Source organism: Rhodanobacter sp. G1 (assembly GCF_055397855.1).
This window is the reverse complement of the sequence record NZ_AP039674.1, coordinates 2218788-2244859: the sequence shown is the minus strand read 5'-3', so window position 1 is coordinate 2244859 and position 26072 is coordinate 2218788. Positions and strand designations below refer to the sequence as shown.

Below are 26072 nucleotides of genomic sequence, written 5' to 3'. Positions count from 1 at the left end.
CCCGCCGAGAGAAGGAAAATCGCCGCATCCGCGCCCCGACACGGGTAAGCTGTAAAACCCGCCTCCTCCGAATGGACGTCCAAACCCCGTGTCCAGCAATTCCTTCGGCAAGCTCTTCACCGTCACCACCTTCGGCGAAAGCCATGGGCCTGCCATCGGCTGCGTGATCGACGGCTGCCCGCCGGGGCTGGCGATCGGCGCGGAGGAATTCCGCCACGACCTCGACCGCCGCGCCACCGGCAAGAGCCGCCACACCTCGCAGCGCCGCGAGGCTGACGAGGTGGAGATCCTCTCCGGCGTGTACGAGGGCAAGACCACCGGCACGCCCATCGCGCTCTTGATCCGCAACACCGACCAGCGCAGCAAGGACTACGGCGACATCGCCTCGACCTTCCGCCCCGGCCATGCCGACTACACCTACTGGCAGAAGTACGGCATCCGCGATCCGCGCGGCGGCGGGCGCTCCTCGGCGCGCGAGACCACGATGCGCGTGGCCGCGGCGGTGGTCGCGAAGAAATGGCTGGCCGAGCGCCACGGCGTGCGCGTGCGCGGCTACCTCGCGCAGCTTGGTGACGTGGTGCCGCGCGGCTTCGACTGGAGCGTGGTCGAACAGAATCCGTTCTTCTGGCCCGATGCGGCGCAGGTGCCCGAGCTCGAAAAGGCCATGGACGCGCTGCGCAAATCCGGCGACTCGGTGGGCGCGCGTGTCACCGTGGTGGCCGAGGGCGTGCCGCCGGGCTGGGGCGAGCCGATCTACGGCAAGCTGGACGGCGACCTCGCCAGCGCGCTGATGTCGATCAACGCGGTGAAGGGCGTGGAGATCGGCGACGGTTTCGCCGCCGTCGCGCAGCACGGCAGCGAGCATCGCGACGAAATGCGTTTGGACGGCTTTACGTCCAATCACGCGGGTGGCATCCTTGGCGGCATCAGCACGGGGCAGGCGGTGGTCGCCTCGATCGCGCTGAAGCCCACGTCCAGCATCCTGATCCCCGGCCGCAGCGTGAACCTGGCCGGCGAGCCGGTGGACGTGGTCACCAAGGGTCGTCACGATCCCTGCGTCGGCATCCGCGCCACGCCCATCGCCGAGGCGATGATAGCGCTGGTGCTGATGGATCACGCGCTGCGCCACCGCGCGCAGTGCGGCGACGTAGGTGTCGTTGCGCCGCGCATCCCCTGATGCGGCGCACGCTGGAGTGAGCATGGCAGGCAACAAACCGGTCGTCTGGGTGTCGCGCCCTACCTTCGACAGCGAGATCGCGCGGTTGTCGTCGTATTTCGAGGTTCGGGAGGAATCGGCGGAAGTGAAGTTCGCCCCTGCCGAACTCGCCGCGAAGCTGGCCGATTGCGATGCTGCCATCGTGGGCCTGAAGGAGCGCGTGGGCACGGCGGAAATCGCGGGTGCCAGGCGCCTGCGCATCGTCGCCAACCTCGGCGTGGGCTACGACAACCTCGACCTGGCCGCGCTCACCGCCGCGGGCATCGCCGCGTCCAACACCGCCGACGTGCTCAACGAGAGCGTGGCCGATTTCGCCTGGGCGCTGCTGCTGGGTGCCGCGCGACGGGTAGGCGCCGCCGAGCGCTGGCTGCGCGCGGGGCAGTGGCACGCCACCGAATTCAAAGGCTGGCTGGGCACCGACGTGCGCGGCCGCACGCTGGGCATCCTGGGCATGGGCCGCATCGGCCAGGCCATCGCGCGGCGCGCGCAGGGCTTCGGCATGCCGGTGCTCTACCACAACCGTTCGCGCCTGCCCGAAGCCACCGAGCGCGAATGCCGCGCCTGCCTGGTGGACAAGGCCACGCTGCTGCGCGAATCCGATTTCCTGGTGCTGGTGTTGCCGTTGACGCCGGAGACCCACCACGCCATCGGCGCCGCCGAGCTGGCGCAGATGAAGCCGACCGCGGTGCTGGTGAACGTGGCGCGCGGCGGCATCGTGGACGACGCGGCGCTGGCCGCCGCGCTGCGCGAGGGCCGCCTCGCCGCCGCCGGGCTGGACGTGTTCGAAGGCGAACCGAAGCTGCATTCCGACCTGCTCGCGCTCGACAACGCGCTGCTCAGCCCGCATATCGCCAGCGCCACGACCGAAACCCGCCGCGCGATGACCGCCGTGGCCGTGGACAATGTGCTGGCGCTGTTCGGCCACGGCCCGTATGCCGAGCATCCACCGAACCTGCTGAACCCCGACGCGCTGGCCGTGGCCCGCACCCCTTTCCCCACCCGCGAAGAACCCACCCGATGAGCAAGAAGAGCAGTTACAAGGTTGCGATGGTCGGCGCCACCGGCGCCGTGGGCGAGACCCTGCTTGCCATCCTCGCTGAACGCCAGTTCCCGGTCAGCGAGCTGGTGCCGCTGGCGAGCGAGCGTTCCGCCGGCAGCAAGGTGGAGTTCGCCGGCAAACAGATCACCGTGCGCAACCTCGAGGACTATGACTTCGACGGCGTGGACATCGCGTTCTTCTCCGCCGGTGGCTCGGTCAGCAAGGCGCATGCGCCGCGCGCGGCGGCGGCCGGCGCGGTGGTGATCGACAACACCTCCGAGTTCCGCTACCAGGACGACATCCCGCTGGTGGTGAGCGAGGTGAACCCGCACGCCATCGCGCAGTACACCACGCGCGGCATCATCGCCAACCCGAACTGCTCGACCATGGGCATGCTGGTGGCGCTGGCGCCGATCCACCGCGAAGTGGGCATAGCGCGCATCAACGTGGCCACCTACCAGTCGGTGTCCGGCGCGGGGCGCTCGGGCATGGAGGAACTCGGCAGGCAGACCGCGGCCCTGCTCAACTTCCAGGACGTGGAGAAAGGCAAGTTCCCCAAGCAGATCGCCTTCAACGTGATCCCGCACATCGACGACTTCCAGCCCAACGGCTACACCAAGGAAGAAATGAAGATGGTGTGGGAGACGCGCAAGATCCTGGAGGACGAGTCCATCGCCGTGAACCCCACCGCGGTGCGCGTGCCGGTGTTCTACGGCCATTCCGAGGCGGTGCACATCGAGACCCGCGACAAGATCAGCGCCGAGCAGGCCCGCGCCCTGCTGGAGCAGGCCGAGGGTGTGGTGGTGATGGACGAGCGCAAGGCCGGCGGCTATCCCACCCCGGTGGGCGACGTGGCGGGCAAGGATCCGGTCTACGTGGGCCGCATCCGCGAGGACATCTCGCACGAGCACGGCCTCGACCTGTGGATCGTCTCGGACAACATCCGCAAGGGCGCGGCGCTGAATGCCGTGCAGATCGCCGAGCTGCTGGTGGAGGACTACCTGTGATGCATGGCGCGCACGGGCTGGTGCTGATGGGGTTGCTGGCGGCCGTGCCCTGGTGGGCGGGCGCCTCGACCGTCAGGCCGGTGCCGGCGGCCAGGGCCGCAATGGCCAGGCAGCAGGCCGAGGTGCGGCGCCTGCAAAAGGACGTGACTGCGCAGGAGTCCGACAGCCGGGCCGCGGCGGAGAAGCTCCGGCGGCAGGATGCGGAAATCGCCGAATTGCGGCGTCAGCTGCAGGCGGCGCAACGGACGGGGAAGGCGGCCGGCGAGGGATCCTGAACAGCCATGGGGGCTGCCTTCGCGGGTTGCCGCTGCTGGAATGCTCGGCAGCAATGCGTCGCAAGTCTCCGTTCCGCCTATTGTTGATCCGTCCGCATCTAACTAAAGTGGCAACCTGTCTGGTCAAAGTGCCGCCATCGTGGCGGCCTTGCCGGGGGGCTGTGGCCTGTTCGGGGGAGCACGTGATGAATCGTTCGTTGAAACTGCCGCTGCTGGTGGCTTTGGCTCTGGGCAGCGGTCAGGCGCTGGCGATGGATCTGGGCCAGATCCAGGTCAAGTCGGCGCTGGGCCAGCCGCTGCTGGCGGAGATTCCGGTGCAGAAGGCCACGCCGGCCGAGTTGCAGCAGCTCAACGTGCAATTGGCTTCGGGCGACGCTTCCGCCGGAATTCCCCTGCATTTCGCCGTGGTCGACGGCGCCAATGGCCACAAGGTGATTCGCATCACCAGCGAAGCGGCGGTCAACGATCCGTTCCTCGACCTGCTGGTCGAGGTTCACGGCGGCAGCGGCAAGAGCGTGCGCGAGTTCACCATCCTGCTCGATCCGCCCGGCAGCAACCCCGTGCCGCAACCCTCGCACGCCGCCCGCGTCGAGCACGCGACGCAGCCTGCGGCAACTGCTCCGAAGCCGATGGCCAGCGCGCCGTCCGCGTCGCCGGCCACCGGCCAGTGGAAGGTGGAGAGCGGCCAGGCCCTGTCCACCGTGGCCCGCAAGAGCGCGCCGGCCGGCGTGGACGTCAACCAGATGATGCTGGCGCTGAAGCAGGCCAACCCCGACGCGTTCTTCCGCGACAACATCAACGCGCTGAAGGCAGGTGCGGTGCTGCGCATTCCGAGCAAGGCCGAAGCCGAGGCAGTGGCCGTGGCCGCCGCCGCCGAGGAAGTGCGCCGCCAGAACGGCGACTGGCGCAGCGGCCCGGTGGGCAATGCGCCGACCAGCGTGGCGGACGCCGGCACGCGCGCCAGCACCTCCAGCTCGCCCACGGCGGCCAAGGCCAGCGCCGGCGATCATCTCGCGCTGGTGCCGGCGAAGCAGGGCGACAAGACCGCCACCGACAACAGCAACGCGCTGCGCCAGGATCTGCAGCGCAGCCAGGAGAGCCTCGCCAACCTGCAGCAGCAGAGCGCCGACCTGAAGTCGCGCCTCAAGGATCTCGGCGACCTCAACAGCAAGAACCAGCGCCTGCTGGCGCTCAAGGACAACGAGATCGCCGAGCTGCAGCAGAAGCTGGCCGCCGCGCGCAAGTCGGCCGGCCAGCCGGCCGAGACCAAGCCCGCGCCCGTCGCGGAAGCAGCCGCGGCCAAGGCCATGCCGGCCGCCGCCGCTTCCAGCCAGGCCAAGCCGGCACCGGCCAGCACTTCGGCCACCGCCAAGCCGGCGCCGGCATCGGTTCCAGCCAGCGCCGCGACGGCGCCTGCGGCGGGCGCAGCCAGCCCGGTCGCGAGCCCGGCCAAGGTCGAACCCGTCAAGCACGAAGCAGCCAAGACTGCGCCGGTCAAGCCGGCCGCCATCAAGCCGGCCGCCATCAAGCCGGCGCCGGCCGCCGAGGAGCCCTGGTACACCCAGCTCTGGGCGCAGGCGCTGGGCGGCGTTGTCGTCCTGCTGCTGTTGCTGTGGGCGTTGCTCAGCCGCCGCAAGGCGAAGCCGGCCTCCGCGCCGCCGAAGATGCCGTCCTCGCTGGCCGATCGTTTCGGCGGCGAATCGCTGGTCGACGACGGCGACGACGTCGATCAGAACCTGCTGCTCGACCAGTTGGCCGAGCATCCCGACGACATCGGCCTGCACCTGGAACTGGTCAGCCTGTACTACGGTCGTCGCGACATCGAGCACTTCGAAGCCGCCGCCGAGGCCATGCACGCCCACGTCACCGACCCGCAGCAGGAGGAGTGGCGGCAGGTGGTGCGCATGGGCGAGGATCTGGTGCCGGGCCATCCGCTGTTCGCCGACCATGGCAGCATGTCGGCCGATGAGCGCGAGGCGCGCCACGGTTTCGACATCGACCAGTACGCCGCCGAGCCGGCAGCGGCAGCGCCTGCGCCGGCCGTTCCGCCGCCGATGCCGGCGAACCCGGTGACGGTGAGCGAATACAACTTCAACTTCGACCTCACGCCCTCGCACGACAAGCGCGCCGAAGACGCCAAGCCGGTGGTGGAAGCATCCGCCGCGGACGAAGACGCCACGGTGATACGCGGCGCCGAGCCGAAGTCGGCGTGGCAGTTCGACGAGGAACCGGAATCGCACGTGCAGCCTGCCGGCCACGACATCGAGCCGCGGGAATTCAGCGACGATCCGGTGGACACCAAGCTCGACCTGGCCCGCGCCTACCTCGACATGGGCGACCCGGAAGGCGCGCGCGCCATGCTCGAAGAAGTGCTGCACGAAGGCAGCCAGGTGCAGCGCGACATGGCCAAGCGCCTGCTCGACGACCTGCATTGATCGGCACCTGCTGCACCTGAACCCCGAACGGGCCGGCCATGCCGGCCCGTTCGCGTTTGAGGAGTGCGGCCATGGATGGCCACCCGTTTGATTTTCGCGATCGAGGACGATCGCAAGTTTTGAGGAGTGCGGTCGTGGATGGCCGCCCGTTTGATTTTCGCGATTGAGGACGATCGCAAGTTTTGAGAAGTGCGGCCATGGATGGCCGCCCATTTGATTTTCGCGATCAGGGACGATCGCAAGTAGAGAGTGGCCTGCTACGCTGCACGTTTTCCGCATCTTCCCGATCCATGCGCATCGCCCTGGGCATCGAATACGACGGCACCGACTTCCTCGGCTGGCAGCGCCTCACCCACGGCAGCACGGTGCAGGGCGCGCTGGAGCAGGCCTTGTCGAAGGTCGCGGCGCAGCCGGTCGAAGTGACCTGCGCGGGCCGCACCGATGCCGGAGTGCACGGCCGCTGCCAGGTGGTGCATTTCGACGCGCCGGTGGAACGCGAGATGCGCGGCTGGCTGCTGGGCACCACCTCGAATCTGCCGGCCGGCGTGGCGGTGCTGTGGGCGCAGCCGGTGGCCGACGCATTCCACGCGCGTTTTTCCGCGCGCAGCCGGCGCTACCGCTACACCATCCTCAACCGGCCGGTGCGCGCCGCGCTGGATGCGCGCTACGTCACCTGGGAACGCCAGCCGCTGGACGCCGCGCGCATGCACGCCGCGGCGCAGGCGCTGCTGGGCGAGCACGATTTCTCGGCGTTCCGCGCGATCTCCTGCCAGGCAGCGCACCCGCGCCGCTGCGTGCTGACGGTAAACGTGCGGCGCGAGGGCGAGCAGGTGATCGTGGAGATCGAGGCCAATGCCTTCCTGCATCACATGGTGCGCAACATCGTGGGTTCGCTGTTGCCGGTGGGACGCGGCGAGCAGCCAGTCGCATGGGTCGGCGAACTGCTCGCCGGGCGCAACCGCGAGGTGGCCGGCCCTACCGCGCCATCGTCGGGGCTGACCTTCATCGGCCCGCGCTACGAGGCGCATTGGGGCCTGCCGGCCGAGGTAAGCCAGCCATGACGCGCATCAAGTGCTGCGGCATGACCCGCATCGAGGATGCGCTGCTGGCCGCACGGCTGGGTGCCGACGCGATCGGCCTGGTGTTTACCGCGCGCAGCAAGCGTCGCGTTTCCATCGAACAGGCCCGTGCGATCCGCGATGCGCTGCCGCCCTTCGTGGATGCCGTGGCCCTGTTCATGGACGACGAGGCGGCCTTCGTCGAGGAAGTGGCCGCGGCGGTGCGGCCGGATCTGCTGCAATTCCACGGCGGCGAAACCGACGAATGGTGCGCGCGGTTCGGACGTCCCTACCTCAAGGCCATAGCGATGGGCGAGGGTGCCGCGGCCTTGCCGCGATTGCACGATTATCCGCGCGCCGCCGCGCTGCTGCTGGACGGCCATGCCGCAGGCGAGGCTGGCGGCAGCGGCAAGGCCTTCGACTGGTCGCTGCTGCCGCATGACCTCGCCCAGCCGGTGATCCTCGCCGGCGGCCTGCACGCGGACAACGTGGGCGCGGCGATCCGTGCGGCGCGGCCTTGGGCGGTGGACGTGGCCAGCGGCGTGGAGTCGGCGTCGGGCGTCAAGGACGCCGGCAAGTTGCGGGATTTCATCGCGGCGGTGTGCGTCGCAGACGAAGGGGATGCAGAGTCATGAGCGAAGGTTCCCGCACGGTGCCGGCATCGGCCGCGATGGAGGAGGTTCGGGTCGATGCCGACCATCCGTTCGATCCGCGCATCCTGGTCGACAGGGAGCGTCCGCTGGCGATCCGCGGGCTGGTGCGCGACTGGCCGATCGTGCAGCTCGCGTTGCAGTCGGACACCGCCTTCGCGCAGCGGCTGGCCGAGCTGGACAACGGCGCCGACGTCAGCACCCTGATGGTGGCGCCGGAAGCCGACGGCATCGTCGGCTACTCGGCGGATCTGAGCGAGATGAGCTACCAGCACTTCAAGGTGCCGGTGACCCTGGGCCTGCAGCGGCTGGCCAGCTACAGCCGGCGGGAGAACGCGCCGGCGCTGGTGATCCAGAGCGCGCGCGTGCGCGAATGCCTGCCGGGCCTGCTGGAAGACCACCGCCTGCCGTTCCTCGACCCTTCGGTGGAGCCGCGCCTGTGGATGGGCAACAAGGCCACCACGCCCACGCATTTCGACTCGATGCGCAACATCGCCTGCGTGCTGTGCGGCGCACGGCGCTTTACCCTGTTCCCGCCGGAGCAACTGCCCAACCTCTACATCGGCCCGCTGGATTTCGCGCCCACCGGCGCGGCGATCAGCCTGGCGCGGCTGGATCGGCCAGACGACCCGCGCTACCCGCGCCTGAAGCAGGCGCTGGCCGCCGCGCAGGTGGCCGAGCTGCATCCCGGCGACGCGATCTACATCCCGCCGCTGTGGTGGCACAACGTGGAATCGCTGCAGCAGCTCAACGCGTTGATGAACTACTGGTGGAGCCCGGTGGACGTGCCCGGCTACAACTCCGGCTACGCGCGCGCGGCGCTGTTCCATTGCCTGCTGGCCTTCCGCGAACTGCCGCCGGCGGAGCGGGAGCAGTGGCGCCGGCTGCTGGACTACTACGTGTTCGGCGGCGAGGAAACCGTGGCGCACATCCCCGAGCATCGCCGCGGCGTGCTGGGGCCGCAGACGCCGGAAGTGGTGGAGAAGCTGAAGGAAGGCGCGCGGCAGAATCTCTGACGCGTGCAAGGGGGGGATTTTGCGCAGGAGTCTGGGATGAAGTCCCTCTCCCACCGGGAGAGGGTGGCGGCAGCCGGGTGAGGGTTCAGTCGAAGCGAACTGTCGAGGCAAGTCCGAACCCTCACCCCCGACCCCTCTTCCTCGCTCCTCAAGGCAGCGCCATCCATGGCCCTTCCCCGCGTCCGACGGGAGAGGGGGAAGTGTTGCGGCTTTCACGCTTCTGCCAGTTCGCGGCGAAGCCAGTCCGCCAGCGCCGCGAGCCGCGCATCGCCGCTGCGCCGCGTTGAAACCAGCGCCCAGCGCGCGGAGGTCTCGCGGAACCCCCATGGCGCCAGCAGCCGTCCGCTGGCGAGGTCGTCGGCCACCAGCGGCTGCGGCGCGATCGCCACGCCCAGCCCCGCCGCGGCGGCTTCCAGCAGGAAGTAGAGGTGGGGCAGGGCCTGGGTCTGTTGCAGGGACTCGGGCGGTAGGCCCATCGTGCGCGCCCATTCCGGCCACGCCTGCGGACGCGAGGCGGTGTGCAGCAGCGGTTCGTCGCACAGCGCGCTGGCGGGCAGTTCGCGCAGGCGCTCGGCGCTGGGATAGCGCGGGCTGAACACCGGGCCGATGCGTTCCGGCGCCAGTTCGTGTACCTGCCAGCCGGTAGGCCAGGGCGGCGCGGCCAGCAGCAGGGCGGCATCCACGTCGGCAAGATGCTCGGCCACGGGTTCTTCCTGCACGGCCAGGTGCAGGGTCAGCGTGGGTAGGTCGTGGCGCAGGCGTTCCAGCCGCGGGATCACCCACCGCGCCAGCACGCTGCCGGAGCAGCCAAGCACGCAGGCTGCCGTGGCGCGCGCATGGCGCAACTGCTGCCAGCCTTCCCGCAATTGTCCGAACGCGGCGCTGCATTGCTCGCGCAACTGCTGGCCGGTTTCGGTGAGCGCGACACCGCGCCCCTGGCGGGCGAACAGCGGCTGGCCGAGTGCTTCCTCCAGCGTGCGTACCTGCCGGCTGATGGCGCCATGGGTCACGTGCAGTTCCTGCGCCGCGAGGCTCATGCTGCCCAATCGCCCGGCAGCCTCGAAGGCGCGCAGGGCATTCAGCGAGGGCAGGTCGCGATCCGACATGCTGTGAGTCTAGCTCAAGTGTCGGTGCGATCTTTTCGCTTTTTTGCTGGATCGAGGCGCGCTAAGGTGTGAGCCCGTCGCCGTGCTGTCCATTGGAGTTCCCATGCCCGAGATCCGGGATTTCCACGCCTACCCCGACGAACGCGGCCGCTTCGGCAAGTTCGGCGGCAGCTACGTGGCCGAGACGCTGATGGCGCCGCTGGCCGAGCTGACCGAGGCCTACCTGCGCCTGCGCCAGGATCCGGCCTTCATCGCCGAACTCGACCGCGACCTCGCCCACTACGTGGGCCGGCCCAGCCCGGTCTACTTCGCCGAGCGGCTGACGAAGCACGTGGGCGGCGCGCGCATCCTGCTCAAGCGCGAAGACCTGAACCACACTGGCGCGCACAAGATCAACAACACCGTGGGCCAGGCGCTGGTGGCGCGGCACATGGGCAAGACCCGCATCATCGCCGAGACCGGCGCGGGCCAGCACGGCGTGGCCAGCGCCACGGTGGCGGCGCGGCTGGGGCTGAAGTGCGTGGTCTACATGGGCGCGGTGGACATCGAGCGGCAGAAGATCAACGTCTACCGCATGAAACTGCTCGGCGCCGAGGTGGTGCCGGTGACCTCCGGCTCGAAGACGCTGAAGGACGCCTTGAACGAGGCGATGCGCGACTGGGTCACCAACGTGGCCGACACCTTCTACATCATCGGCACCGTGGCCGGCCCGCACCCGTACCCGCTGATGGTGCGCGACTTCAACGCCATCGTGGGCCGCGAGGCGCGCGCGCAGTTGCTGGAGCAGTACGGCCGCCTGCCCGACGTGCTCACCGCCTGCGTGGGCGGCGGCTCCAACGCGATGGGCCTGTTCCACGCCTTCCTCAACGACCGCGAGGTGCGCATCGTCGGCGCCGAGGCGGCGGGCGAAGGCATCGCCACCGGCCATCACGCCGCCTCGCTGGCGGCAGGCCGGCCCGGCGTGCTGCACGGCAACCGCACCTACGTGCTGTGCGACGACGACGGCCAGATCACCGAGACGCATTCGATCTCCGCCGGCCTGGACTACCCCGGCGTCGGCCCCGAGCACGCCTTCCTCAAGGACGCCGGCCGCGCCGAGTACGTGGGCGTCACCGACGACGAGGCGCTGGAAGCCTTCCATCTGCTGTGCCGCACCGAGGGCATCCTGCCGGCGCTGGAATCCAGCCACGCGGTGGCGCAGGCGATCAAGCTGGCGCGCGAATATCCCAAGGACGGCATCGTGCTGTGCAACCTTTCCGGCCGCGGCGACAAGGACGTGCACACGATTGCCGCACGCGAAGGGGTCAGCGGGATTTGACGCGAGATGCGTTGAAGCGCATCTCGCGCCGCTGACCGACTCGCCATGGATGGCGAGGCCGGCGTGAACACCATGGAAGGTTTCTTGCAGAGGACTTCATTTTGAATCGTATCGACAAGCGCTTCGCCGAACTCAAGGCCGCCGGCCGCACCGGCCTGGTTCCCTTCGTCACCGCCGGCGATCCCTGGCCCGAACATGTGGTGGCGCTGATGCACGCGCTGGTGGAGTCCGGTGCAGACGTGATCGAACTGGGCGTGCCGTTCTCCGACCCGATGGCCGACGGCCCGGTGATCCAGCACGCCAGCGAGCGCGCCCTCGACAAGGGCGTGGGGCTCGGCGACGTGCTGCGCTGGGTCGCCGAATTCCGCCGGCGCGACGCCGACACGCCGGTGGTGCTGATGGGCTATCTGAACCCCGTCGAGATCCACGGCTACGAACGCTTCGCCGCGGAAGCCGTGCAGGCCGGCGTCGACGGCGTGCTGCTGGTCGATTGCCCGCTGGAGGAATCGGAAGTGCTGGCGCCGCTGCGCGCGGCGGGCCTCGCGCAGATCCTGCTCGCCGCGCCCACCACGGCGCCGGAGCGTCTGTCGAAGCTGTGCGCGGCGGCCGAGGGTTTCCTCTACTACGTGTCGTTCGCCGGCGTCACCGGTGCGGCGCAGTTGAGCACCACCGACATCGCCGCGCGCGTGGCGGACGTGCGCGCGCAGGCGAAGGCGCCGGTGGCGGTGGGCTTCGGCGTGCGCGATGCGGAGAGCGCGAAAGCCATCGCCGGTTTCGCCGATGCGGTGGTGATCGGCAGCGCACTGGTCGAGCGGCTCGAAGGCGCGGCTTCGGCGGAGGAAATCGCCGGGCGGGTGGCTGCGTTCCTGCGGCCGGTGCGCGAGGCGCTCGACGCGCGCTGAGGCGTATCGGTCAGCGGCTTTCCCGCGCACGGATGAGTTCGAGCACCTTGGCCGCGTCCGCCGGCGTGGCAGGGTTGAACACCATCATGCCGAGATCGGGCCGGCCATCGACCGCGAAGGACGAGTATTCCAGCGCGATCTCCCCGGCCTGCGGATGGGTCAGCTGCTTGCGGCCCTCGCCGGAGTGGCGCACTTCGCTGTCGCGCCACATGGCGGCGAACTCGGGGCTTTGCCGTTCGAGCTCGTCGATCAGGGCGAGCACGCTTTCCGACGCGGCTGCGCCGGCGCGTGCCACGTCGGCGCGGAACACCGCCACCACGGAGCGCGCCACGCTTTCCCAGTTGTGCTGCGCCGCGCGCACCCGCGGATCGCGGAACATCAGGCGCAAGGTGTTGCGCTGGCCGGGTGGGAGCGCGCCGTAGTCGGTGAGCACCGCGGCCGCGGCGCGGTTCCACGCCACCACGTCCCAGCTGAGGGTCTTGACCAGCGCCGGGCTGGATTCCAGCGCATCCAGTACGCGCTGCAAGCGGGGCGTGACGCCGCCGCCCGGCTGGAAACGGGCTTCCGGCGGATGGCCCAGCGCGAGCAGGAACAGGTGTTCGCGTTCGGCCACGTCGAGTTGCAGGGCGCCGGCGATGCGTTCGAGCGCTTCGGGCGAGGGCGCGCCGCCGCGCCCCTGTTCCAGCCACGTGTACCAGGTCACGCTGACGTGGGCGCGCTGCGCCACTTCCTCGCGCCGCAGCCCGGGCGTGCGGCGCCGCTCCATCGGCAGGCCCAGCGTCGCCGGGTCGAGCTTCGCGCGCCGGGCCTTGAGGTAGTTCCCCAGCGGGTTCGCCTCCGCGGTCGACGGCGGTTTCCTGTTAGTGCTCATACCTGTATGACGTCACGCCTTCATGGGCAGGAGGCAAGGGATCGATAGTAACGATCATTCCATCCGTTGCAGAGGACAGACCCATGCGTGTATTCGTCACCGGCGCCACCGGCTTCATCGGCTCGACCATCGTCGCGGAGCTGCTGCGCCACGGTCACCAGGTACTCGGGCTGACGCGCTCGGACGCCGGCGCGCAGGCGCTGGCCGGGATGGGTGCGGAAGCGCACCGCGGCAGCCTCGAAGACCTGGACAGCCTGCGCCGCGGCGCGGCCCAATCGGATGGCGTGATCCATTGCGCCTTCGACCACGATTTCTCCAACTTCGCGGCCAATTGCGAGAAGGACAGCCGCGTCATCGCGGCCTTGGGCGCCGCGCTCGCCGGTTCGGATCGTCCGCTTGTCGTCACGTCCGGCGTCGGCATGGGAAGCCCGGGGCATGGGCAACTGGCCATCGAGGACGTCTTCAATCCCGGGCATCCCAATCCGCGCAGGGCTTCGGAACTGGCCGCGAACGCGCTGGCGGCGGACGGGATCAACGTGTCGATCATGCGCTTGCCGCAGGTTCACGACACGATGAAGCACGGGCTGATCACCTACGCCATTACGGTGGCGCGCGACAAGGGCGTCTCCGCTTACGTGGGCGAAGGGAGCAACCGCTTTGCGGCCGCGCACGTGCTTGACGTGGCGCGGCTCTACCGGCTCGCCATCGAGAAGGCTGAGCTGGGTGCGCGCTACCACGCGGTGGCTGAGGAAGGCGTGGCGTTTCGCGATATCGCCGAGGTCATCGGCCGCGGGTTGGGCGTCCCGTCGGTCTCGTTGTCGCCGGAGCAGGCCGCCACGCATTTCGGCTGGCTGGGGATGTTCGCCGGGCTCGACCTGGCGGCGTCGAGCGAGCAAACCCGGGCGAAGCTGGATTGGACGCCGTTGGGCCCGGGGCTGCTGCAAGACCTTGAAGGCCACTTCAAGACGCAGTGATGGCGCACCACACGCCCGCGTCCGGTGTCCGCGGCGAACTCGGCTAGAATGCGCGCTTCACCAGAGGCATCGCTATGAACTGGCTGCAGAAAATCATGACTCCGCGTGCGCACACGCAAGGCTCCGCCGCGGGCAAGGGCAAGGTGCCCGAGGGCGTGTGGGAGAAGTGCGGCGGTTGCGGCTCGGTGCTGTACAAGCCGGAGCTGGAGCGCAACCTGATGGTCTGCCCCAAGTGCGGCCACCATCACGCCATCCGCGCCCGCACGCGGCTGCTCGCGCTGCTCGACGAAGGTTCCACGCAGGAACTGTGGCCGAGCATGGAGGCCACCGATCCGCTCAAGTTCCGCGACTCCAAGAAGTACCGCGACCGCATCGTGGCCTCGCAGAAATCCAGCGGCGAAAAGGACTCGCTGATCGCGATGAGCGGTCTGCTGAAGGGCCGTCCGCTGGTCGCCACCGCGTTCGAGTTCGGCTTCGTCGGCGGCTCGATGGGCTCGGTGGGCGGCGAGAAGTTCTCCCGCGCCGGCGAGCGCGCGCTGGCCGAAAAGAGCGCCCTGGTGTGCTTCGCCGCCAGCGGCGGCATGCGCATGCAGGAAGGCCTGTACTCGTTGATGCAGATGGCCAAGACCTCGGCGGTGCTGGCCAGGCTGCGCGATGCCGGCGTGCCCTACATCAGCGTGCTCACCAACCCTTCCACCGGCGGCGTCTCCGCCAGCATGGGCATGCTGGGCGACATCAACATTGGCGAGCCGAAGGCGCTGATCGGCTTCGCCGGCCCGCGCGTGATCGAGCAGACCGTGCGCGAAACCCTGCCCGAAGGTTTCCAGCGTTCCGAGTTCCTGCTGGAGCACGGCGCCATCGACATGATCGTCGACCGCCGCGAGATGCGCGACAAGCTGGCCGACTTGCTCAACCTGCTGCAGAAGGCGCCGCGCGCGGCGTGAGGCTTGCCTTCATCGCGAAGCACGATGCCGCCCACGGGCGGCATCGTCGTTTCCACGGCACGGTTTTCCACAAGCGATGTGGATGCCTGCCGAACAAAGCTGTGGACAAGCCGCATTCGCCGCTTTGGCGTCAGGCACTTGGCACGCGCTGACGAATTTCTGCGCAGCGCGGTGCGCGTTTTCCACAGCAAGTGTGGAAGCCTGTGGGCACAGCCTGTGGACAGGTGTCGCAAGTGCTTGAGCGTATTACGGTGCACGACGCGATGCGTAGAAATTGCTCAGGCGAGCAGGGTCGTGGCGTGCATCAGCCACAGCGACATTGCTCCCAGTGCACCGCCGATGCCGATCGCGGCGAGCACGTCGCTGGGATAGTGCAGGCCGAGGATCACGCGCGACGCGGCGACCAGCGAGGTGAACGCCAGCAGCAGTGGCGTCAGCAGCGGATACCAGGCCAGGGCCACCACGGTGAAGCCCACTGCTTGCAAGGTGTGGCCGGACGGGAAGCTGAACTCGTCCAGCGGCGGAACGTGCGCGATCACGCCGGGGCAGGCGCGGAACGGGCGAGGGCGGCGCGTGTGGCGTTTCAGCAGGCGATAGAGCAGCAGGGCGGCCAGCCCGGTGGCGGCCATGTGCGCGGCGGCGATCAGTCCGCGCCGGCCGTCCACGGCGACCAGCGCCAGCATCAGCGAATACCAGAACACGCCGTCGCCGAGCCGGCTGACGATGCCGAAGAACGCGCCCACCGCGCGGCGCGCGCCCCAGCGGTTCGCCGCTATACAGAGGCGGCGATCAAATACCAGGCTTTTAGGCATGGACGACGATGGCATCGTGTTCATGGCGCTGCTCCTCGGCCAGTTCGCGCAGCAGGGACTCGAATTCGCGGATGACCTGATCCGGCGACAGGCGCGCCATGCTTTCGTGCGCGCGGCGGCCCATGTGGCGGATCAGGCCGGGATTGCCGGCCAGCGTGGCGGTGGCCGCAACGAAGGCGTCGGCGTCGCCGGACGAGACGCAGTAACCGTTGTAGCCGTTGCACAGGTGCTCGTGCGCGGCGCCTTCGCGATAGGCGACCACCGGCACGCCACAGGCCAGTGCTTCCAGGATCACGTTGCCGAAGGTTTCGCTGAGGCTGGGGAAGGGGAACAGGTCGGCGCTGGCGATATGCCGCGCCAGCGCCTCGCCGCGCTGCGTGCCGGCGAAGACGAAGTCCGGGTTCGCCGCCTGCAGCGCGTCGCGCGCGGGGCCGTCGCCCACCCACACGTAGCGCAGCGCGGGAAGCCGCTGCTGCGCGGCGCGGAACGCCCGTACCGCCAGTTCGAGGTTCTTCTCCGCCGCGATGCGGCCCACGTAGAGCATCACCGGCGTGCCGGCGTCGGCGTTCCATAGCGCGCGCAGCGTCGGATCGCGCTGGCCGGGGCGGAACAGTTGCGTGTCCACTGCGCGGCGCAGCAGGCGCGCGTTGTTCACGCCGAGCGCGGCGAGCTCCTGCGCCAGCGCGTCGGTGGGCACCAGGGTGGCGGCGGCGCGGCGGTGGAAGCGGCGCAGGTGGCCGCGCACCAGCGGCGCGAGCCAGCGCAGGCCATAGTGGCCGGCGTAGCTGTCGAAGCGCGTGTGGAAGCCGGTGGCCGCCGGGATGCGCAGGGCGTTGGCCGCGCGCAACGCCGAACCGCCCAGCGGGCCTTCGGTGGCGACGTAGATCGCGTCGGGGCGCTCCCGTGCCCAGCGTTCGCGCAGGGTTTGCCCGGCGGGCAGGCCGAAGCGCAGGCCCGGATAACGAGGCAGGGCCGCGCCCCGCGTGAACACGGTTTCGAATTGCGGCTCGGCCGCGCTCGGGCACGCCTGGCGCGGCCGCACCACTTCGACGGCGTGGCCGCGCGCGGCGAGCCCGGCGGCGAGGCCGTGCACGGTGAGCGCGACGCCGTTGATCTCCGGCGGCCAGGTTTCGCTGACGATGCCGATGCGCATGACGATAGCCCTCGCGTGACCTACACGCAGCTTCGCCGCGCGGCTTTGCGCGCGGGTGGCGAATGCGTGACGCGGCGATGACGGCGGCTTGCGTCAGCGGCCGAAGTACACCGACACGCCCAGTCCCGCTTCCCATTGGGGCGCCACGCCGCCGAGGCGGTGACGGAAGCTGGCGTCCAGTTGTACGCGCGGCGTGAGCATCCACGCCAGTCCCGCGCCGGCGCGGCTGCCGTGGCCCGAGCCGGCAACGTCCATCACGCCGAGTTCGACGTAGCCATTGAGCGTCGGGGTGAGGGCGTAGCCGTCGTTGACGGCTAGCTGGCTGCTGTCGTGGCCGCCGCTGCGCACGTTCTCCAGATACAGCGCTGCGCTGTTGCGCGCGTCGAGTTGCCAGTTGAAGTCCGCGCCCAGCAGATACTGGCGCTGCGGATTGCGGAAAGCGCCTGCACCGTCGGTGAACTCCACGCTGCCCAGCAATCCCCAGCTGAAGTTGCCGTGCGCGGGCAGGGCGAATTTCACGCCCAGCGTGCTGTCGCCGCGGCCGTAGGCGGCCGCGCTGCCTTCGTCGAGGCGGTTGTACGAACTGCCAAGCTGCAGCTCCAGTGCGTGGCCGATGCCCAGCCGCAGCAGGCCGTCGGCGGTGTATTGCGCACTGCCGCCATCGCGGCTCCAGTCCGGCAGGCCCTGTTCCAGCGTGACGTCGCCGGCGGCCAGCACGGCCGGCGTGAAGCCTAGGCCGGGACGGTCGTAGCCAGGGTTGTCCAGCGCCGACGCGCCCGGCGCCAGGCCGGCCAGCAGCAGCGCCGCGCCGATGCATCGGCGGTATCGGCTAAAATCCGTGGTTTCTCGCATCCCCAGCACTCTACATGACCGTCCGCACCCGTTTCGCCCCCAGCCCCACCGGTTTCCTGCACATCGGCGGCGCGCGCACCGCGCTTTACTGCTGGCTGGAGGCGCGCCGGCGCGGCGGCGAGTTCCTGTTGCGCATCGAAGATACCGACCGCGAGCGCTCCACCGACGAGGCCGTGCAGGCGATCCTCGACGCGATGGCCTGGCTCGACCTCTCTGCCGACGAGGCGCCGATCTACCAGACCCATCGCCTGGCCCGCTACAAGGAGGTGGCCGAGCGCCTGCTCGCCGAGGGCAAGGCGTACTACGCCTACGAGAGCAAGGAGGAGATCGAGGCGATGCGCGAGGCCGCGATGGCGAAGGGCGAGAAGCCCCGCTACAACGGCTACTACCGCGACCGCAACGAACCGTGCCGCGAGGATCCGAACCGGGTGATCCGCTTCCGCAACCCGACCGAAGGCTCGGTGGTGTTCGACGACAAGGTGAAGGGCCGTGTGGAGTGGGCCAACGCCGAGCTGGACGACCTGGTGATCTTCCGCTCCGACGGTTGGCCCACCTACAACTTCGCCGTGGTGGTGGACGACATCGACATGGGCATCACCGAGGTGATCCGCGGCGACGACCACGTCAACAACACGCCGCGCCAGATCAACATCTACCACGCGCTTGGGGCACCGGTGCCGGAGTTCGCGCACCTGCCGATGATCCTGGACAAGGAGGGCAAGAAGCTCTCCAAGCGCACCAACTCGGTGAGCGTGATGGAGTACCGTGAGGAAGGCTACCTGCCGCACGCCATCCTCAACTACCTCGTGCGCCTCGGCTGGTCGCACGGCGACCAGGAGATCTTCTCGCGCGAGGAGATGGTGAAGCTGTTCGACGTCGCCGACGTCAACAAGGCCGCCTCGCGCTTCGACACCGAGAAGCTCAATTGGCTCAACCAGCATTACCTCAAGACCGACGATCCGACCGCGCTGGCGCCCGAGTTTGCCTGGCACCTCGCGCGCGCCGGCATCGACGCCGCGCACGGCCCGCGACCCGCCGACGTGATCGTGGCGCTGCGCGACCGTGTGCACACGCTGAAGGAAATGGCCGAGCGTGCGAAGGTCTGGTACGGCCCCATCGCCGAGTGGGACGACAAGGCCGTCGCCAAGCACCTCAAGAACGACAGCGCGGCCGCCGTGCTGGAAGAAGCCAAGAGCTTGCTGGCCACCGTCGAGTGGACGCCGGAACCGATCCACGGCGTGATCGAGCAGGTGGCCGCGAAGCTGGAGCTGGGCATGGGCAAGATCGCCCAGCCGCTGCGCGTGGCGATCACCGGCACGCAGGTGTCGCCGTCCATCGACCACACCATCTACCTCTGCGGCCGCGACGAGGCGCTGAAGCGCATCGATCACGCGCTGGTGCTGGCGCGCGGCTGAGCCGGGCAGGGCGGCGGTGGACGAGCTGCTGGCCCGCGCGATGCAGGGCGTCGATCCGGACGCTCCCGGCGCGTACTGGCAGGTGTGCCGCAACCTGTGGGCGATGGTGCCGTGGGCCGCGCTGTTCTGGTGGAACCTCGTGTTCGTGGCGGTGGGCGCGCTGCTGGGCTGGTGGCGCGGACGCCTGTGGGAGGGCATCGCCTGGGCCTGGGTGCTGGGGCCGATCGGCTGGCTGGTGATCTGCCATCGCCCCCGAAGGCCGCGTGCGCCGCCGCCATTGCCGCGTTGAGCGCCGTCGCGTGCGGGTATGATGCACGCGAGGAGAACGCCTTGGCCCACGACGACGCCAGCAGAGAGCACCACCACCGGCATCACCACGATGCCAAGGGCTTCGTGCGCGAGGTGTCGCATGTCAGCGAGGAGCGCGGCTTGCGCCTCACCCCGCTGCGCATGGAAGTGCTGGAGCTGGTCGCCGCAGCGACCAAGCCGGTGAAGGCCTACGACCTGCTCGACCAGTTGCGCGAGCGGCACGGCAACGCGGCGCCGCCCACGGTGTACCGAGCGCTGGATTTCCTGCTGGAGCAGGGCTTCATCCACAAGCTGTCGTCGATCAACGCCTTCGTCTCCTGCCATCACCCGGCCGAGGCGCACCAGGTGCCGTTCCTGATCTGCGACGTCTGCTCCGGCGCGGAGGAAGTCTGCGACCCGCGCGTGGCCGAGCTGATCGAGGCGCAGGCCAAGGCGCTGGGCTTCCGCGCCCAGGCGCAGACGCTGGAAGTCCATGGCGTCTGCAAGCGCTGCCGCAAATCCTGATTGAAGCGGCCGGTGGCGGAAGCCCACTTGTGCGCCGGAGTTGTTACAAAGTAACATTCCGGCATGGACAGGATCGGATCCCCGGCCGAAACCGACAGCGTGTTGACCCGCCCCGCGACGATGGCCGCGGGCGATGGGTCTGTGCCTGCGCGTTGGTGGCATCTGGCCGACCGCGTGGGCGCCACGGCTTCCTTCCTGTGCGCGATCCACTGTGCGCTGCTGCCGTTCGTGCTCACGGTATTGCCGCTGCTCGGCCTGGGCTTTCTCGCGGGGCACCGTTTCGAGCGCGGCTTCGTGGTGTTCGCTTCCATGCTGGCGTTGTTCGCCCTCGCTGGCGGCTACCGCCGGCACCGTCGCCCGCTGCCCTTGCTGCTGGCCGTGCCGGGCTTGCTGTTGCTGTTGCTCGGCGTCACCTGGGCGGTGGACGTTTCCGTCGTCCTGCACAGCACGATGGTGACCTGCGGTGGCCTGCTGGTGGCTTCAGCGCATTTCGTGAACCTCGCCATCGACCGTCGCCACGTGCATGCCGGATCGCACGTGCACGGCCCGCAATGCGCGCATTGAACACGCGTGGTGATTGTGTAACGCCACTTGCGCTTCCTAGCATGCGTTCATGAGCGACACGCACTCCAGCCGGCACGATCATCCGCATGCACACGCTGCAGACAGTCACGACCACAACCATGATCACGACGGCCTGCGCGGCCGCAAGCTGCTGCTGGCCTTTGCGCTGACCACGGTCACCATGCTGACCGAAATCGTCGGTGGCCTGTGGTCGGGGTCGCTGGCGCTGCTCACCGACGGCGGCCATATGATGGTGGACGCGCTGGCGCTGCTGATGGCCTACGTCGGCGCGCGGCTGGCGCTGCGGCCGGCGGACGCGCGGCGCAGCTACGGCTACGGGCGCATGGAGGTGCTGGTCGGTTTCGTCAACGCGCTCAGCCAGTTCGTGCTGGTGGCCTGGGTGGCGTGGGAGGCGATCCAGCGCCTGCTGCATCCGAGCGGGATCCTCTCGGGCACGATGCTGGTGGTAGCCCTGGTCGGCCTGCTGGTGAACGTGCTGGTGCTGCGCAGCCTGCACGGGCATGCGCACGACGATGTGAACCTGGCCGGTGCCAGCCTGCACGTGCTGGGCGACCTGCTGGGCTCGGTGGCGGCGGTGCTGGCGGCGCTGGCGATCCGCGCGTTCGGCTGGCTGTGGGCCGACCCGCTGCTGTCGCTGCTGGTGGCGGTGCTGATCCTTGCCGGGGCGTGGCGCCTGTTGCACCGCTCCGCGCACATCCTGCTGGAAGGCGTGCCGGACGGCATGGACAGCACCGAGGTGGAGGCGGCGCTGCAGGGCGCGGACGCCTCGATCCGCGGCGTCCACCATCTGCATGTATGGCAACTGGCTTCCGGTTCGCGCATGGCCACCGTGCATGTCGAGCTGCACGACCCGGCCGCCGCCGCGCCGGCGCTGCGCGCGCTCAACCGGCTGCTGCGCGAACGCTTCGGCATCCAGCACGTCACCGTGCAGATCGACCCCGAGGAATGCCTCGACCAGCCGCAAGGCTGCGCGGGCCACGGCCACGGCTGACCCCGGCCGGCGGGCAGTGATTGGGTTCGGATTTGACCGTTCGCGTTGAGCGCAGCTCGCGTCAGCGAGCGAAATCGAAACGACGCTCCCTTCGAGTCCGGCCCTGGCTGGCCTATGCTCAGGGCGAACGGTATTCAAACGGAGGCGTTGCCGCGGTGGCGGCCGTATTGTCCGACTTTCGCCACATCTGGGATAATGATAGTGATTCCCATTTGTCTGTGTGCACCGGGCTGGCTCTCGTCTCGACGCCCATCCGCTGAGGGGCATGCCCCGTTCCCTTTGGGCAAGGACTGATCCGTGCTTGAGCGCTACTATCGAGAACTGCTGGGTTTTCTTGCCCGCACCGTGAAAGACCGCGACATCGCGGCCGATCTGGCGCAGGAAAGCTACGCCCGCGTGCTGGCGGCGCGCCAGGGCGGCCAGCTCTTGCGGAACTCGCGCGCGCTGCTGTACCACACCGCCCGCAACCTCGTGATCGACCACCAGCGGCACGCCGACGTGCGCGCCAGCGTGGAAGCGCCCGACGCGCAGGCCGAAGCCGACGCGGCGCATGCCAGCCGCAACTCGGAGCCGGAGACCACCGTGTCGGCGCAGCAAGGCGTGGCGGCGCTGGCTGCGGCCATCGACAGCCTGCCGCCGCGCTGTCGCGAGGCGTTCATGCTCAATCGCTTCGAGGGCATGACCTATGCCCAGGTCGCACGGCACATGGGCATCTCGGTCAAGGCGGTGGAGCAGCACATCAAGCACGCGCTGGATGCCTGCGAGTGCAGCAGGGCGCAGGCGGCCGGTGGGGGGGCGGCGCCCGCCGCCAGGCGCAGGAAACTGAACCGATCCCGGCATGATTGACGACAGGCCTGGTCATACGACGGCTCGCACAGACACCTGGACAAGAACCACGACCCCATGAGCCCACCTCCCATCCAGGCAGCCAGCGCTTCCCGCGTGCGCGAGGAGGCGCTGGACTGGTTCGTCCGGCGCTGCAACGAGAGCTTCGGTGCGGAGGAGGAGCGCGCCTTCCAGTCCTGGCTCGTCGCCGATCCGGCGCACCGGCAGGCCTTCGACCACTGGCAGCGCGAATGGCAGGCGTTCGACGACGTCCCGCAGGACATGCGCAATCTGTTGCGGCACAGACTGGCCCACGACCAGGCCCGGGACGCCGACACCGGCACCGGACAGATCGGCCCGCAGGCTGCGGCGACCGGCCGGCAACGGCAGGTGCGGCAGCCCATGCCCTCGCGCCGCCGCCTCCTGGTGTCCGCCCTGGCCATCGCCGGCGTGGCCGCCGTCACCGGTGGTGCGGGCCTGCTCGTCTGGAACCACTGGCAGGCCCAGCCCGTGTACAGGCAGGCCTTCAGCACCCGGCGCGGCCAGCAGTCCCAAGCGACGCTGCCCGATGGCACCTGCCTATGGCTCGATACCGACACGCGGCTGGAGGTCGCCTACTACCACCAGCGCCGTGAGGTGAAACTGCTCGACGGCCAGGCGGTGTTCGCCGTCGAGAGCGACGCCGGGCGGCCCTTCCACGTACTGGCCGGGCGGATGCGCATCACCGTCGTCGGCACGCGGTTTTCCGTGCGGCACACGCCGCAGGTTCCCGGCGACACGGGCGTCCACGTCGCCGTGGAGGAGGGCACGGTGCGGGTGGAACGCATCGACGGGCCAACGGGCGCATCGCCGATCCGTGGCGATGGGCAAGCCGTCATCCTGTCGGCGGGTCAGCAGGTTTCCGGCGACGAGGCGGGCTGGCTTTCCGCCGTGTCTGCCGTCGCCGCGGGCGGCATCGCCCCGTGGCGCGAGTACCGCGTGCGCTTCGACAACCAGCGGCTGGACTATGCGCTGGCCGAACTCGCCCGCTACGGTGCCCCGCATCTGCTGATCCGCGACCCGGCCGTCGCCGCGCTGCCCATCACCGGCGTCTTCGACCCGCGCGACATGGCCACCTTCCGGCGCCTGTTGCCCGCCGCGCTGCCGGTGCGGCTGAAAGCGGCCGGCGCCGGCACTGAGGAGGTGGTTCTGGCGCGCTAGCGTCTGCCGCGCCAGGCGAATCAGGGCATCCCGTCGCCCGGCAGGCGCTGACCGGGCAGCGGAAAAGCGGATTCTTGCAGACGTGAACTAGGGTATCCGGAGGGTGGTTCGTCTTCATGAATAAGAATCATTCGTTTTATCCCTGGAGAACCCCATGCCACCCCGTCCCCCACTGCGCCGCGCGGCGCCGCTTGCGCTTGCCGTTGCATTGGCCGTTGCCTCGACCGTCGCTGCCGCGGTTGTCCATGCCCAAGGCCCCGGCGTAGCCGTGTCGTTCAACCTCGCCGCACAGCCGATGGGTGACGCCCTGGGCAACTGGGCGCTGCAAACGGGCGTGCAACTGATCGTGCAGCCCGCCCTGGTGGCCGGCAAGACCGCCCCGGCCGTATCGGGCACGCTGACGCCGGACCAGGCGCTGGATCGGCTGCTGGCCGGCAGCGGATTGATCGCCGCGCGGGAAGGCAATGCCGTCGTCATCAAGAAGTCCGCTCCACCCGCCCATGACAACGCGGTGACGCTGACGTCCGTGAAGGTGACAGCCCTGACCGAAACCTATGCGGGCGGGCAGGTCTCGCGCAGCGGGCAGTTGGGCCTGCTGGGCAAGGTGGACGTGATGGATGCGCCGTTCAACATCACCAGTTACACCTCCCAATTGATCGAGAACCAGCAGGCCAACTCGGTTCTCGATGTGTTGCGCAACGAACCCTCGGTTCGGGAATCGTTGCCGGCGGATGGTGTCAGCTCATCGACCGTCAAGATTCATGGTTTCAACGTAGCGACCCGAGATGCGAAGGTCGACGGGCTGTATGGAATGACCCCGTACTGGGGCGATTTTCCGACGGACTTCGCGGAAAGGGTCGATGTGCTGAAAGGTGCGAGCGCACTGCTCTACGGCATGTCGCCCAATGGCGTGGTGGGCGGCGCCATCAATATCGTTCCCAAGCGGGCGGGCGATGTACCCCTGACGCGCCTCACGCTGGGCGTTGGCTCGGAGGCGCTGGGGGAAGGCCATGTGGACATAGGCCGCCGCTTCGGCGCCAACGGCGAATGGGGCCTGCGCTTCAACGGCAGCTACAGCAACGGTGATGGTTATATCCATGGTCAGAAGAAAGAGAGCAACAACGGCGCCCTGGCGCTGGACTATCGGGGCGAGCAACTGCGCCTGACGCTGGACGCGTATCGCGTGCAGCAAAAAATACATGGCGGTTCGCCCCCGCTGGTCGCTGTCAGTAGCGGGCTGACTTCGATGCCCTCCGCGCCCAGCGGCCGGACGAACATCCTTCCGCGCAGCCCCGGAAGCACGGAGACGACAGAAGCAGCGATCCTCGGCGGCGAATACGACTTCAACGACCACTGGACCGGCTACGCCAAAGCTGGCGTGCAGCATGGCACGATGACGGGAGTCATGCCTGGATGGGTCACTAACCTGCAAGCCAATGGCGATGCCGACGTGTATGCCTATGACTGGCCTACCGACACCAGAACCCACAGCGCCGAAACGGGTTTACGGGGCCGGTTCCAGACCGGCGCGGTCAGCCAGGCGGTGTCCCTGAGCGCGTCGTATCTGAACCGGGACAGTTGGGTGGCCAGAACAACCGGTGCCACCCAGTTAACCAACATCTATGCGCCGGCGCCCATCCTGTCCTGGCCCGTCTCACCGACCCATATTCCGAAGTCTTCGGAGAACACGCTCAGCGGTTTTGCCCTGGCCGATACGCTGGGCTTCATCAACGACCGCGTGCTGCTGACGCTGGGCGAGCGCCGGCAGAACGTGAAGGCGACGAACTTCAGCCCCGGCAGCGGCGCGGTGGCCTCGCGCTACGACGCGAGCGCCTGGACGCCGATGGTCGGGCTGGTGGTCAAGCCGACCAGCGATCTGTCGCTCTACGCCAACGTCATCCAGGGTTTGTCGCAGGGCACGACGGTCGCCGGCACCTACCGGAACGCGGGTCAGGTCTTTCCACCCTACAAGACCAAGCAGACCGAGGTGGGAGCCAAGCTGCAAACGGGGAGCTTCACCAACACGTTGAGCGTGTTCCAGATCGCCCAGCCCAGCACGACGACCGACACCAGCACTTCGCCGCTGCCCACGCTGCGCCTGGACGGCCAGCAGCGCAACCGCGGCGTCGAATGGGCAACCTTCGGCGAACTGATGCCCGGCCTGCGGGTGCTGGGAGGGGTGACCTATTTGCAGGGCCGGCTGACCAAGACGCAGAGTGGCCTCTACAACGGCAACCAGGCGCCTGGCTCCCCACCCTGGTCCGCCAATCTGGGCCTGGATTGGGACGTGCCTGGCGTGTCGGGCCTGGCGCTGAACGGCCGGGTGCTCTACACCAGCGCCCAATATCTGGACAACGCCAACACGTTGAAGCTGCCGTCGTGGACGGTGCTGGACTTGGGTGCGCGTTATGCGACCAGGCTGGGCGACAAGGACGTCGTATTCCGCGCCAACGTGGACAACGTGTTCAACAGGAGCTACTGGGGGGGCGTCTGGTACAGCGGCAGCGCCATCTTGGGCGTACCACGCACCTTCTGGCTGTCGGCCTCCATCGACCTCTGATCACATCGGGCGCCGGTGCTTGGCCGGCGAGTGCCAGCAGCCATTTTTGAGAGCC

Annotated in this window: 25 protein-coding genes; 20 read left to right on the top strand and 5 right to left on the bottom strand. The window is 69.0% G+C overall.

The window, feature by feature from the left end; all coding sequences use genetic code 11:
- The first annotated feature begins 88 nt into the window (after nt 1-88).
- The 8 genes from aroC to ACZ5Z2_RS10140 all read left to right on the top strand — a co-directional run bounded on the left by aroC (nt 89) and on the right by ACZ5Z2_RS10140 (nt 8696).
- On the top strand, nt 89-1177 hold the full coding sequence (aroC, locus tag ACZ5Z2_RS10175) for a chorismate synthase (RefSeq protein ID WP_464758438.1): 1089 nt from the start codon (nt 89-91) through the stop codon (nt 1175-1177).
- Between the two features lie 22 nt (nt 1178-1199).
- Nucleotides 1200-2237 carry a 2-hydroxyacid dehydrogenase gene (locus ACZ5Z2_RS10170; protein ID WP_464758436.1) on the top strand — a complete coding sequence of 346 codons (1038 nt, stop codon included), beginning with the start codon at nt 1200-1202 and terminating at the stop codon, nt 2235-2237.
- The gene (locus ACZ5Z2_RS10165) at nt 2234-3262 is read left to right on the top strand and encodes an aspartate-semialdehyde dehydrogenase (RefSeq protein WP_464758435.1); all 1029 of its coding nucleotides are present in this window, start codon (nt 2234-2236) and stop codon (nt 3260-3262) included. The genes ACZ5Z2_RS10170 and ACZ5Z2_RS10165 overlap by 4 nt, the downstream gene beginning before the upstream one ends.
- On the top strand, nt 3262-3537 hold the full coding sequence (locus ACZ5Z2_RS10160) for a hypothetical protein (protein WP_464758434.1): 276 nt from the start codon (nt 3262-3264) through the stop codon (nt 3535-3537). Before ACZ5Z2_RS10165 ends, ACZ5Z2_RS10160 begins: the two co-directional genes overlap by 1 nt.
- A 185-nt stretch (nt 3538-3722) precedes the next feature.
- Nucleotides 3723-5972, top strand: a complete 2250-nt coding sequence (locus ACZ5Z2_RS10155) for a motility hub landmark protein FimV (protein WP_464758433.1) — start codon at nt 3723-3725, stop codon at nt 5970-5972.
- 290 nt (nt 5973-6262) lie between these two features.
- Nucleotides 6263-7033 carry a tRNA pseudouridine(38-40) synthase TruA gene (gene truA / locus ACZ5Z2_RS10150; protein WP_464758432.1) on the top strand — a complete coding sequence of 257 codons (771 nt, stop codon included), beginning with the start codon at nt 6263-6265 and terminating at the stop codon, nt 7031-7033.
- Nucleotides 7030-7665, top strand: a complete 636-nt coding sequence (locus ACZ5Z2_RS10145; RefSeq protein WP_464758431.1) for a phosphoribosylanthranilate isomerase — start codon at nt 7030-7032, stop codon at nt 7663-7665. The genes truA and ACZ5Z2_RS10145 overlap by 4 nt, the downstream gene beginning before the upstream one ends.
- A complete protein-coding gene (locus tag ACZ5Z2_RS10140; protein WP_464758429.1) occupies nt 7662-8696 on the top strand; it encodes a cupin-like domain-containing protein in 1035 nt (344 codons plus the stop codon). The genes ACZ5Z2_RS10145 and ACZ5Z2_RS10140 overlap by 4 nt, the downstream gene beginning before the upstream one ends.
- Nucleotides 8697-8908: 212 nt before the next feature.
- Here ACZ5Z2_RS10140 and ACZ5Z2_RS10135 read toward each other — a convergent pair whose 3' ends face one another.
- Nucleotides 8909-9802 carry a LysR family transcriptional regulator gene (locus tag ACZ5Z2_RS10135; RefSeq protein ID WP_464758428.1) on the bottom strand — a complete coding sequence of 298 codons (894 nt, stop codon included), beginning with the start codon at nt 9800-9802 and terminating at the stop codon, nt 8909-8911.
- 103 nt (nt 9803-9905) lie between these two features.
- Between ACZ5Z2_RS10135 and trpB the strand changes: the two genes are divergently transcribed.
- Together trpB and trpA are read left to right on the top strand one after the other, a co-directional pair.
- On the top strand, nt 9906-11120 hold the full coding sequence (trpB, locus tag ACZ5Z2_RS10130) for a tryptophan synthase subunit beta (protein WP_464758427.1): 1215 nt from the start codon (nt 9906-9908) through the stop codon (nt 11118-11120).
- Between the two features lie 101 nt (nt 11121-11221).
- Nucleotides 11222-12022, top strand: coding sequence for a tryptophan synthase subunit alpha (trpA, locus tag ACZ5Z2_RS10125; protein ID WP_464758425.1), 801 nt, complete (start codon nt 11222-11224; stop codon nt 12020-12022).
- Between the two features lie 10 nt (nt 12023-12032).
- Here trpA and ACZ5Z2_RS10120 read toward each other — a convergent pair whose 3' ends face one another.
- The gene (locus ACZ5Z2_RS10120; RefSeq protein ID WP_464758423.1) at nt 12033-12893 is read right to left on the bottom strand and encodes a helix-turn-helix transcriptional regulator; all 861 of its coding nucleotides are present in this window, start codon (nt 12891-12893) and stop codon (nt 12033-12035) included.
- 83 nt (nt 12894-12976) lie between these two features.
- Here ACZ5Z2_RS10120 and ACZ5Z2_RS10115 point away from each other — a divergent pair, with 83 nt between their 5' ends.
- The gene (locus ACZ5Z2_RS10115; protein WP_464758422.1) at nt 12977-13867 is read left to right on the top strand and encodes an SDR family oxidoreductase; all 891 of its coding nucleotides are present in this window, start codon (nt 12977-12979) and stop codon (nt 13865-13867) included.
- A gap of 74 nt (nt 13868-13941) precedes the next feature.
- Entirely contained in the window at nt 13942-14811 is an 870-nt protein-coding gene (accD, locus tag ACZ5Z2_RS10110) for an acetyl-CoA carboxylase, carboxyltransferase subunit beta (protein WP_464758421.1), read from the top strand.
- A 278-nt stretch (nt 14812-15089) separates the two neighbouring features.
- Here accD and ACZ5Z2_RS10105 read toward each other — a convergent pair whose 3' ends face one another.
- The 3 genes from ACZ5Z2_RS10105 to ACZ5Z2_RS10095 form a co-directional block, all read right to left on the bottom strand.
- Nucleotides 15090-15647: a phosphatase PAP2 family protein gene (locus ACZ5Z2_RS10105; RefSeq protein WP_464758419.1), complete on the bottom strand. Its 558-nt coding sequence runs from the start codon at nt 15645-15647 to the stop codon at nt 15090-15092.
- Nucleotides 15616-16776, bottom strand: a complete 1161-nt coding sequence (locus ACZ5Z2_RS10100; protein ID WP_464758418.1) for a glycosyltransferase family 4 protein — start codon at nt 16774-16776, stop codon at nt 15616-15618. Before ACZ5Z2_RS10100 ends, ACZ5Z2_RS10105 begins: the two co-directional genes overlap by 32 nt.
- 93 nt (nt 16777-16869) lie before the next feature.
- A complete protein-coding gene (locus ACZ5Z2_RS10095; RefSeq protein ID WP_464758417.1) occupies nt 16870-17628 on the bottom strand; it encodes a transporter in 759 nt (252 codons plus the stop codon).
- A 14-nt stretch (nt 17629-17642) separates the two neighbouring features.
- Here ACZ5Z2_RS10095 and gltX point away from each other — a divergent pair, with 14 nt between their 5' ends.
- The 8 genes from gltX to ACZ5Z2_RS10055 all read left to right on the top strand — a co-directional run bounded on the left by gltX (nt 17643) and on the right by ACZ5Z2_RS10055 (nt 26017).
- Nucleotides 17643-19043, top strand: coding sequence for a glutamate--tRNA ligase (gene gltX, locus ACZ5Z2_RS10090; protein WP_464758416.1), 1401 nt, complete (start codon nt 17643-17645; stop codon nt 19041-19043).
- A gap of 16 nt (nt 19044-19059) precedes the next feature.
- Nucleotides 19060-19332 carry a hypothetical protein gene (locus tag ACZ5Z2_RS10085; protein ID WP_464758415.1) on the top strand — a complete coding sequence of 91 codons (273 nt, stop codon included), beginning with the start codon at nt 19060-19062 and terminating at the stop codon, nt 19330-19332.
- Nucleotides 19333-19373: 41 nt separating this feature from the next.
- Nucleotides 19374-19856 carry a transcriptional repressor gene (locus ACZ5Z2_RS10080; RefSeq protein WP_464758414.1) on the top strand — a complete coding sequence of 161 codons (483 nt, stop codon included), beginning with the start codon at nt 19374-19376 and terminating at the stop codon, nt 19854-19856.
- 120 nt (nt 19857-19976) lie between these two features.
- A complete protein-coding gene (locus ACZ5Z2_RS10075; RefSeq protein ID WP_464761691.1) occupies nt 19977-20420 on the top strand; it encodes a MerC domain-containing protein in 444 nt (147 codons plus the stop codon).
- Nucleotides 20421-20469: 49 nt separating this feature from the next.
- Nucleotides 20470-21432, top strand: a complete 963-nt coding sequence (locus tag ACZ5Z2_RS10070) for a cation diffusion facilitator family transporter (RefSeq protein WP_464758413.1) — start codon at nt 20470-20472, stop codon at nt 21430-21432.
- Nucleotides 21433-21729: 297 nt separating this feature from the next.
- Nucleotides 21730-22278: an RNA polymerase sigma factor gene (locus ACZ5Z2_RS10065; protein WP_464758412.1), complete on the top strand. Its 549-nt coding sequence runs from the start codon at nt 21730-21732 to the stop codon at nt 22276-22278.
- A gap of 57 nt (nt 22279-22335) precedes the next feature.
- On the top strand, nt 22336-23457 hold the full coding sequence (locus ACZ5Z2_RS10060) for a FecR family protein (protein WP_464758411.1): 1122 nt from the start codon (nt 22336-22338) through the stop codon (nt 23455-23457).
- A gap of 154 nt (nt 23458-23611) precedes the next feature.
- Nucleotides 23612-26017: a TonB-dependent siderophore receptor gene (locus tag ACZ5Z2_RS10055; protein WP_464758409.1), complete on the top strand. Its 2406-nt coding sequence runs from the start codon at nt 23612-23614 to the stop codon at nt 26015-26017.
- Nucleotides 26018-26072 lie beyond the last annotated feature (55 nt).

What these genes read in the sequence shown, in the direction of transcription:
- ACZ5Z2_RS10170 (WP_464758436.1), top strand. Translation starts at nt 1,200, where the DNA reads ATGGCAGGCAACAAACCGGTCGTCTGGGTGTCGCGCCCTACCTTCGAC.
- ACZ5Z2_RS10145 (WP_464758431.1), top strand. Translation starts at nt 7,030, where the DNA reads ATGACGCGCATCAAGTGCTGCGGCATGACCCGCATCGAGGATGCGCTG.
- gltX (WP_464758416.1), top strand. Translation starts at nt 17,643, where the DNA reads ATGACCGTCCGCACCCGTTTCGCCCCCAGCCCCACCGGTTTCCTGCAC.
- ACZ5Z2_RS10070 (WP_464758413.1), top strand. Translation starts at nt 20,470, where the DNA reads ATGAGCGACACGCACTCCAGCCGGCACGATCATCCGCATGCACACGCT.
- ACZ5Z2_RS10160 (WP_464758434.1), top strand. Translation starts at nt 3,262, where the DNA reads ATGCATGGCGCGCACGGGCTGGTGCTGATGGGGTTGCTGGCGGCCGTG.
- ACZ5Z2_RS10060 (WP_464758411.1), top strand. Translation starts at nt 22,336, where the DNA reads ATGAGCCCACCTCCCATCCAGGCAGCCAGCGCTTCCCGCGTGCGCGAG.
- ACZ5Z2_RS10105 (WP_464758419.1), bottom strand. Translation starts at nt 15,647, where the DNA reads ATGAACACGATGCCATCGTCGTCCATGCCTAAAAGCCTGGTATTTGAT.
- ACZ5Z2_RS10155 (WP_464758433.1), top strand. Translation starts at nt 3,723, where the DNA reads ATGAATCGTTCGTTGAAACTGCCGCTGCTGGTGGCTTTGGCTCTGGGC.
- ACZ5Z2_RS10120 (WP_464758423.1), bottom strand. Translation starts at nt 12,893, where the DNA reads ATGAGCACTAACAGGAAACCGCCGTCGACCGCGGAGGCGAACCCGCTG.
- ACZ5Z2_RS10095 (WP_464758417.1), bottom strand. Translation starts at nt 17,628, where the DNA reads ATGCGAGAAACCACGGATTTTAGCCGATACCGCCGATGCATCGGCGCG.
- ACZ5Z2_RS10100 (WP_464758418.1), bottom strand. Translation starts at nt 16,776, where the DNA reads ATGCGCATCGGCATCGTCAGCGAAACCTGGCCGCCGGAGATCAACGGC.
- ACZ5Z2_RS10115 (WP_464758422.1), top strand. Translation starts at nt 12,977, where the DNA reads ATGCGTGTATTCGTCACCGGCGCCACCGGCTTCATCGGCTCGACCATC.
- ACZ5Z2_RS10055 (WP_464758409.1), top strand. Translation starts at nt 23,612, where the DNA reads ATGCCACCCCGTCCCCCACTGCGCCGCGCGGCGCCGCTTGCGCTTGCC.
- ACZ5Z2_RS10135 (WP_464758428.1), bottom strand. Translation starts at nt 9,802, where the DNA reads ATGTCGGATCGCGACCTGCCCTCGCTGAATGCCCTGCGCGCCTTCGAG.
- truA (WP_464758432.1), top strand. Translation starts at nt 6,263, where the DNA reads ATGCGCATCGCCCTGGGCATCGAATACGACGGCACCGACTTCCTCGGC.
- ACZ5Z2_RS10165 (WP_464758435.1), top strand. Translation starts at nt 2,234, where the DNA reads ATGAGCAAGAAGAGCAGTTACAAGGTTGCGATGGTCGGCGCCACCGGC.
- ACZ5Z2_RS10075 (WP_464761691.1), top strand. Translation starts at nt 19,977, where the DNA reads ATGGCCGCGGGCGATGGGTCTGTGCCTGCGCGTTGGTGGCATCTGGCC.
- ACZ5Z2_RS10140 (WP_464758429.1), top strand. Translation starts at nt 7,662, where the DNA reads ATGAGCGAAGGTTCCCGCACGGTGCCGGCATCGGCCGCGATGGAGGAG.
- trpB (WP_464758427.1), top strand. Translation starts at nt 9,906, where the DNA reads ATGCCCGAGATCCGGGATTTCCACGCCTACCCCGACGAACGCGGCCGC.
- accD (WP_464758421.1), top strand. Translation starts at nt 13,942, where the DNA reads ATGAACTGGCTGCAGAAAATCATGACTCCGCGTGCGCACACGCAAGGC.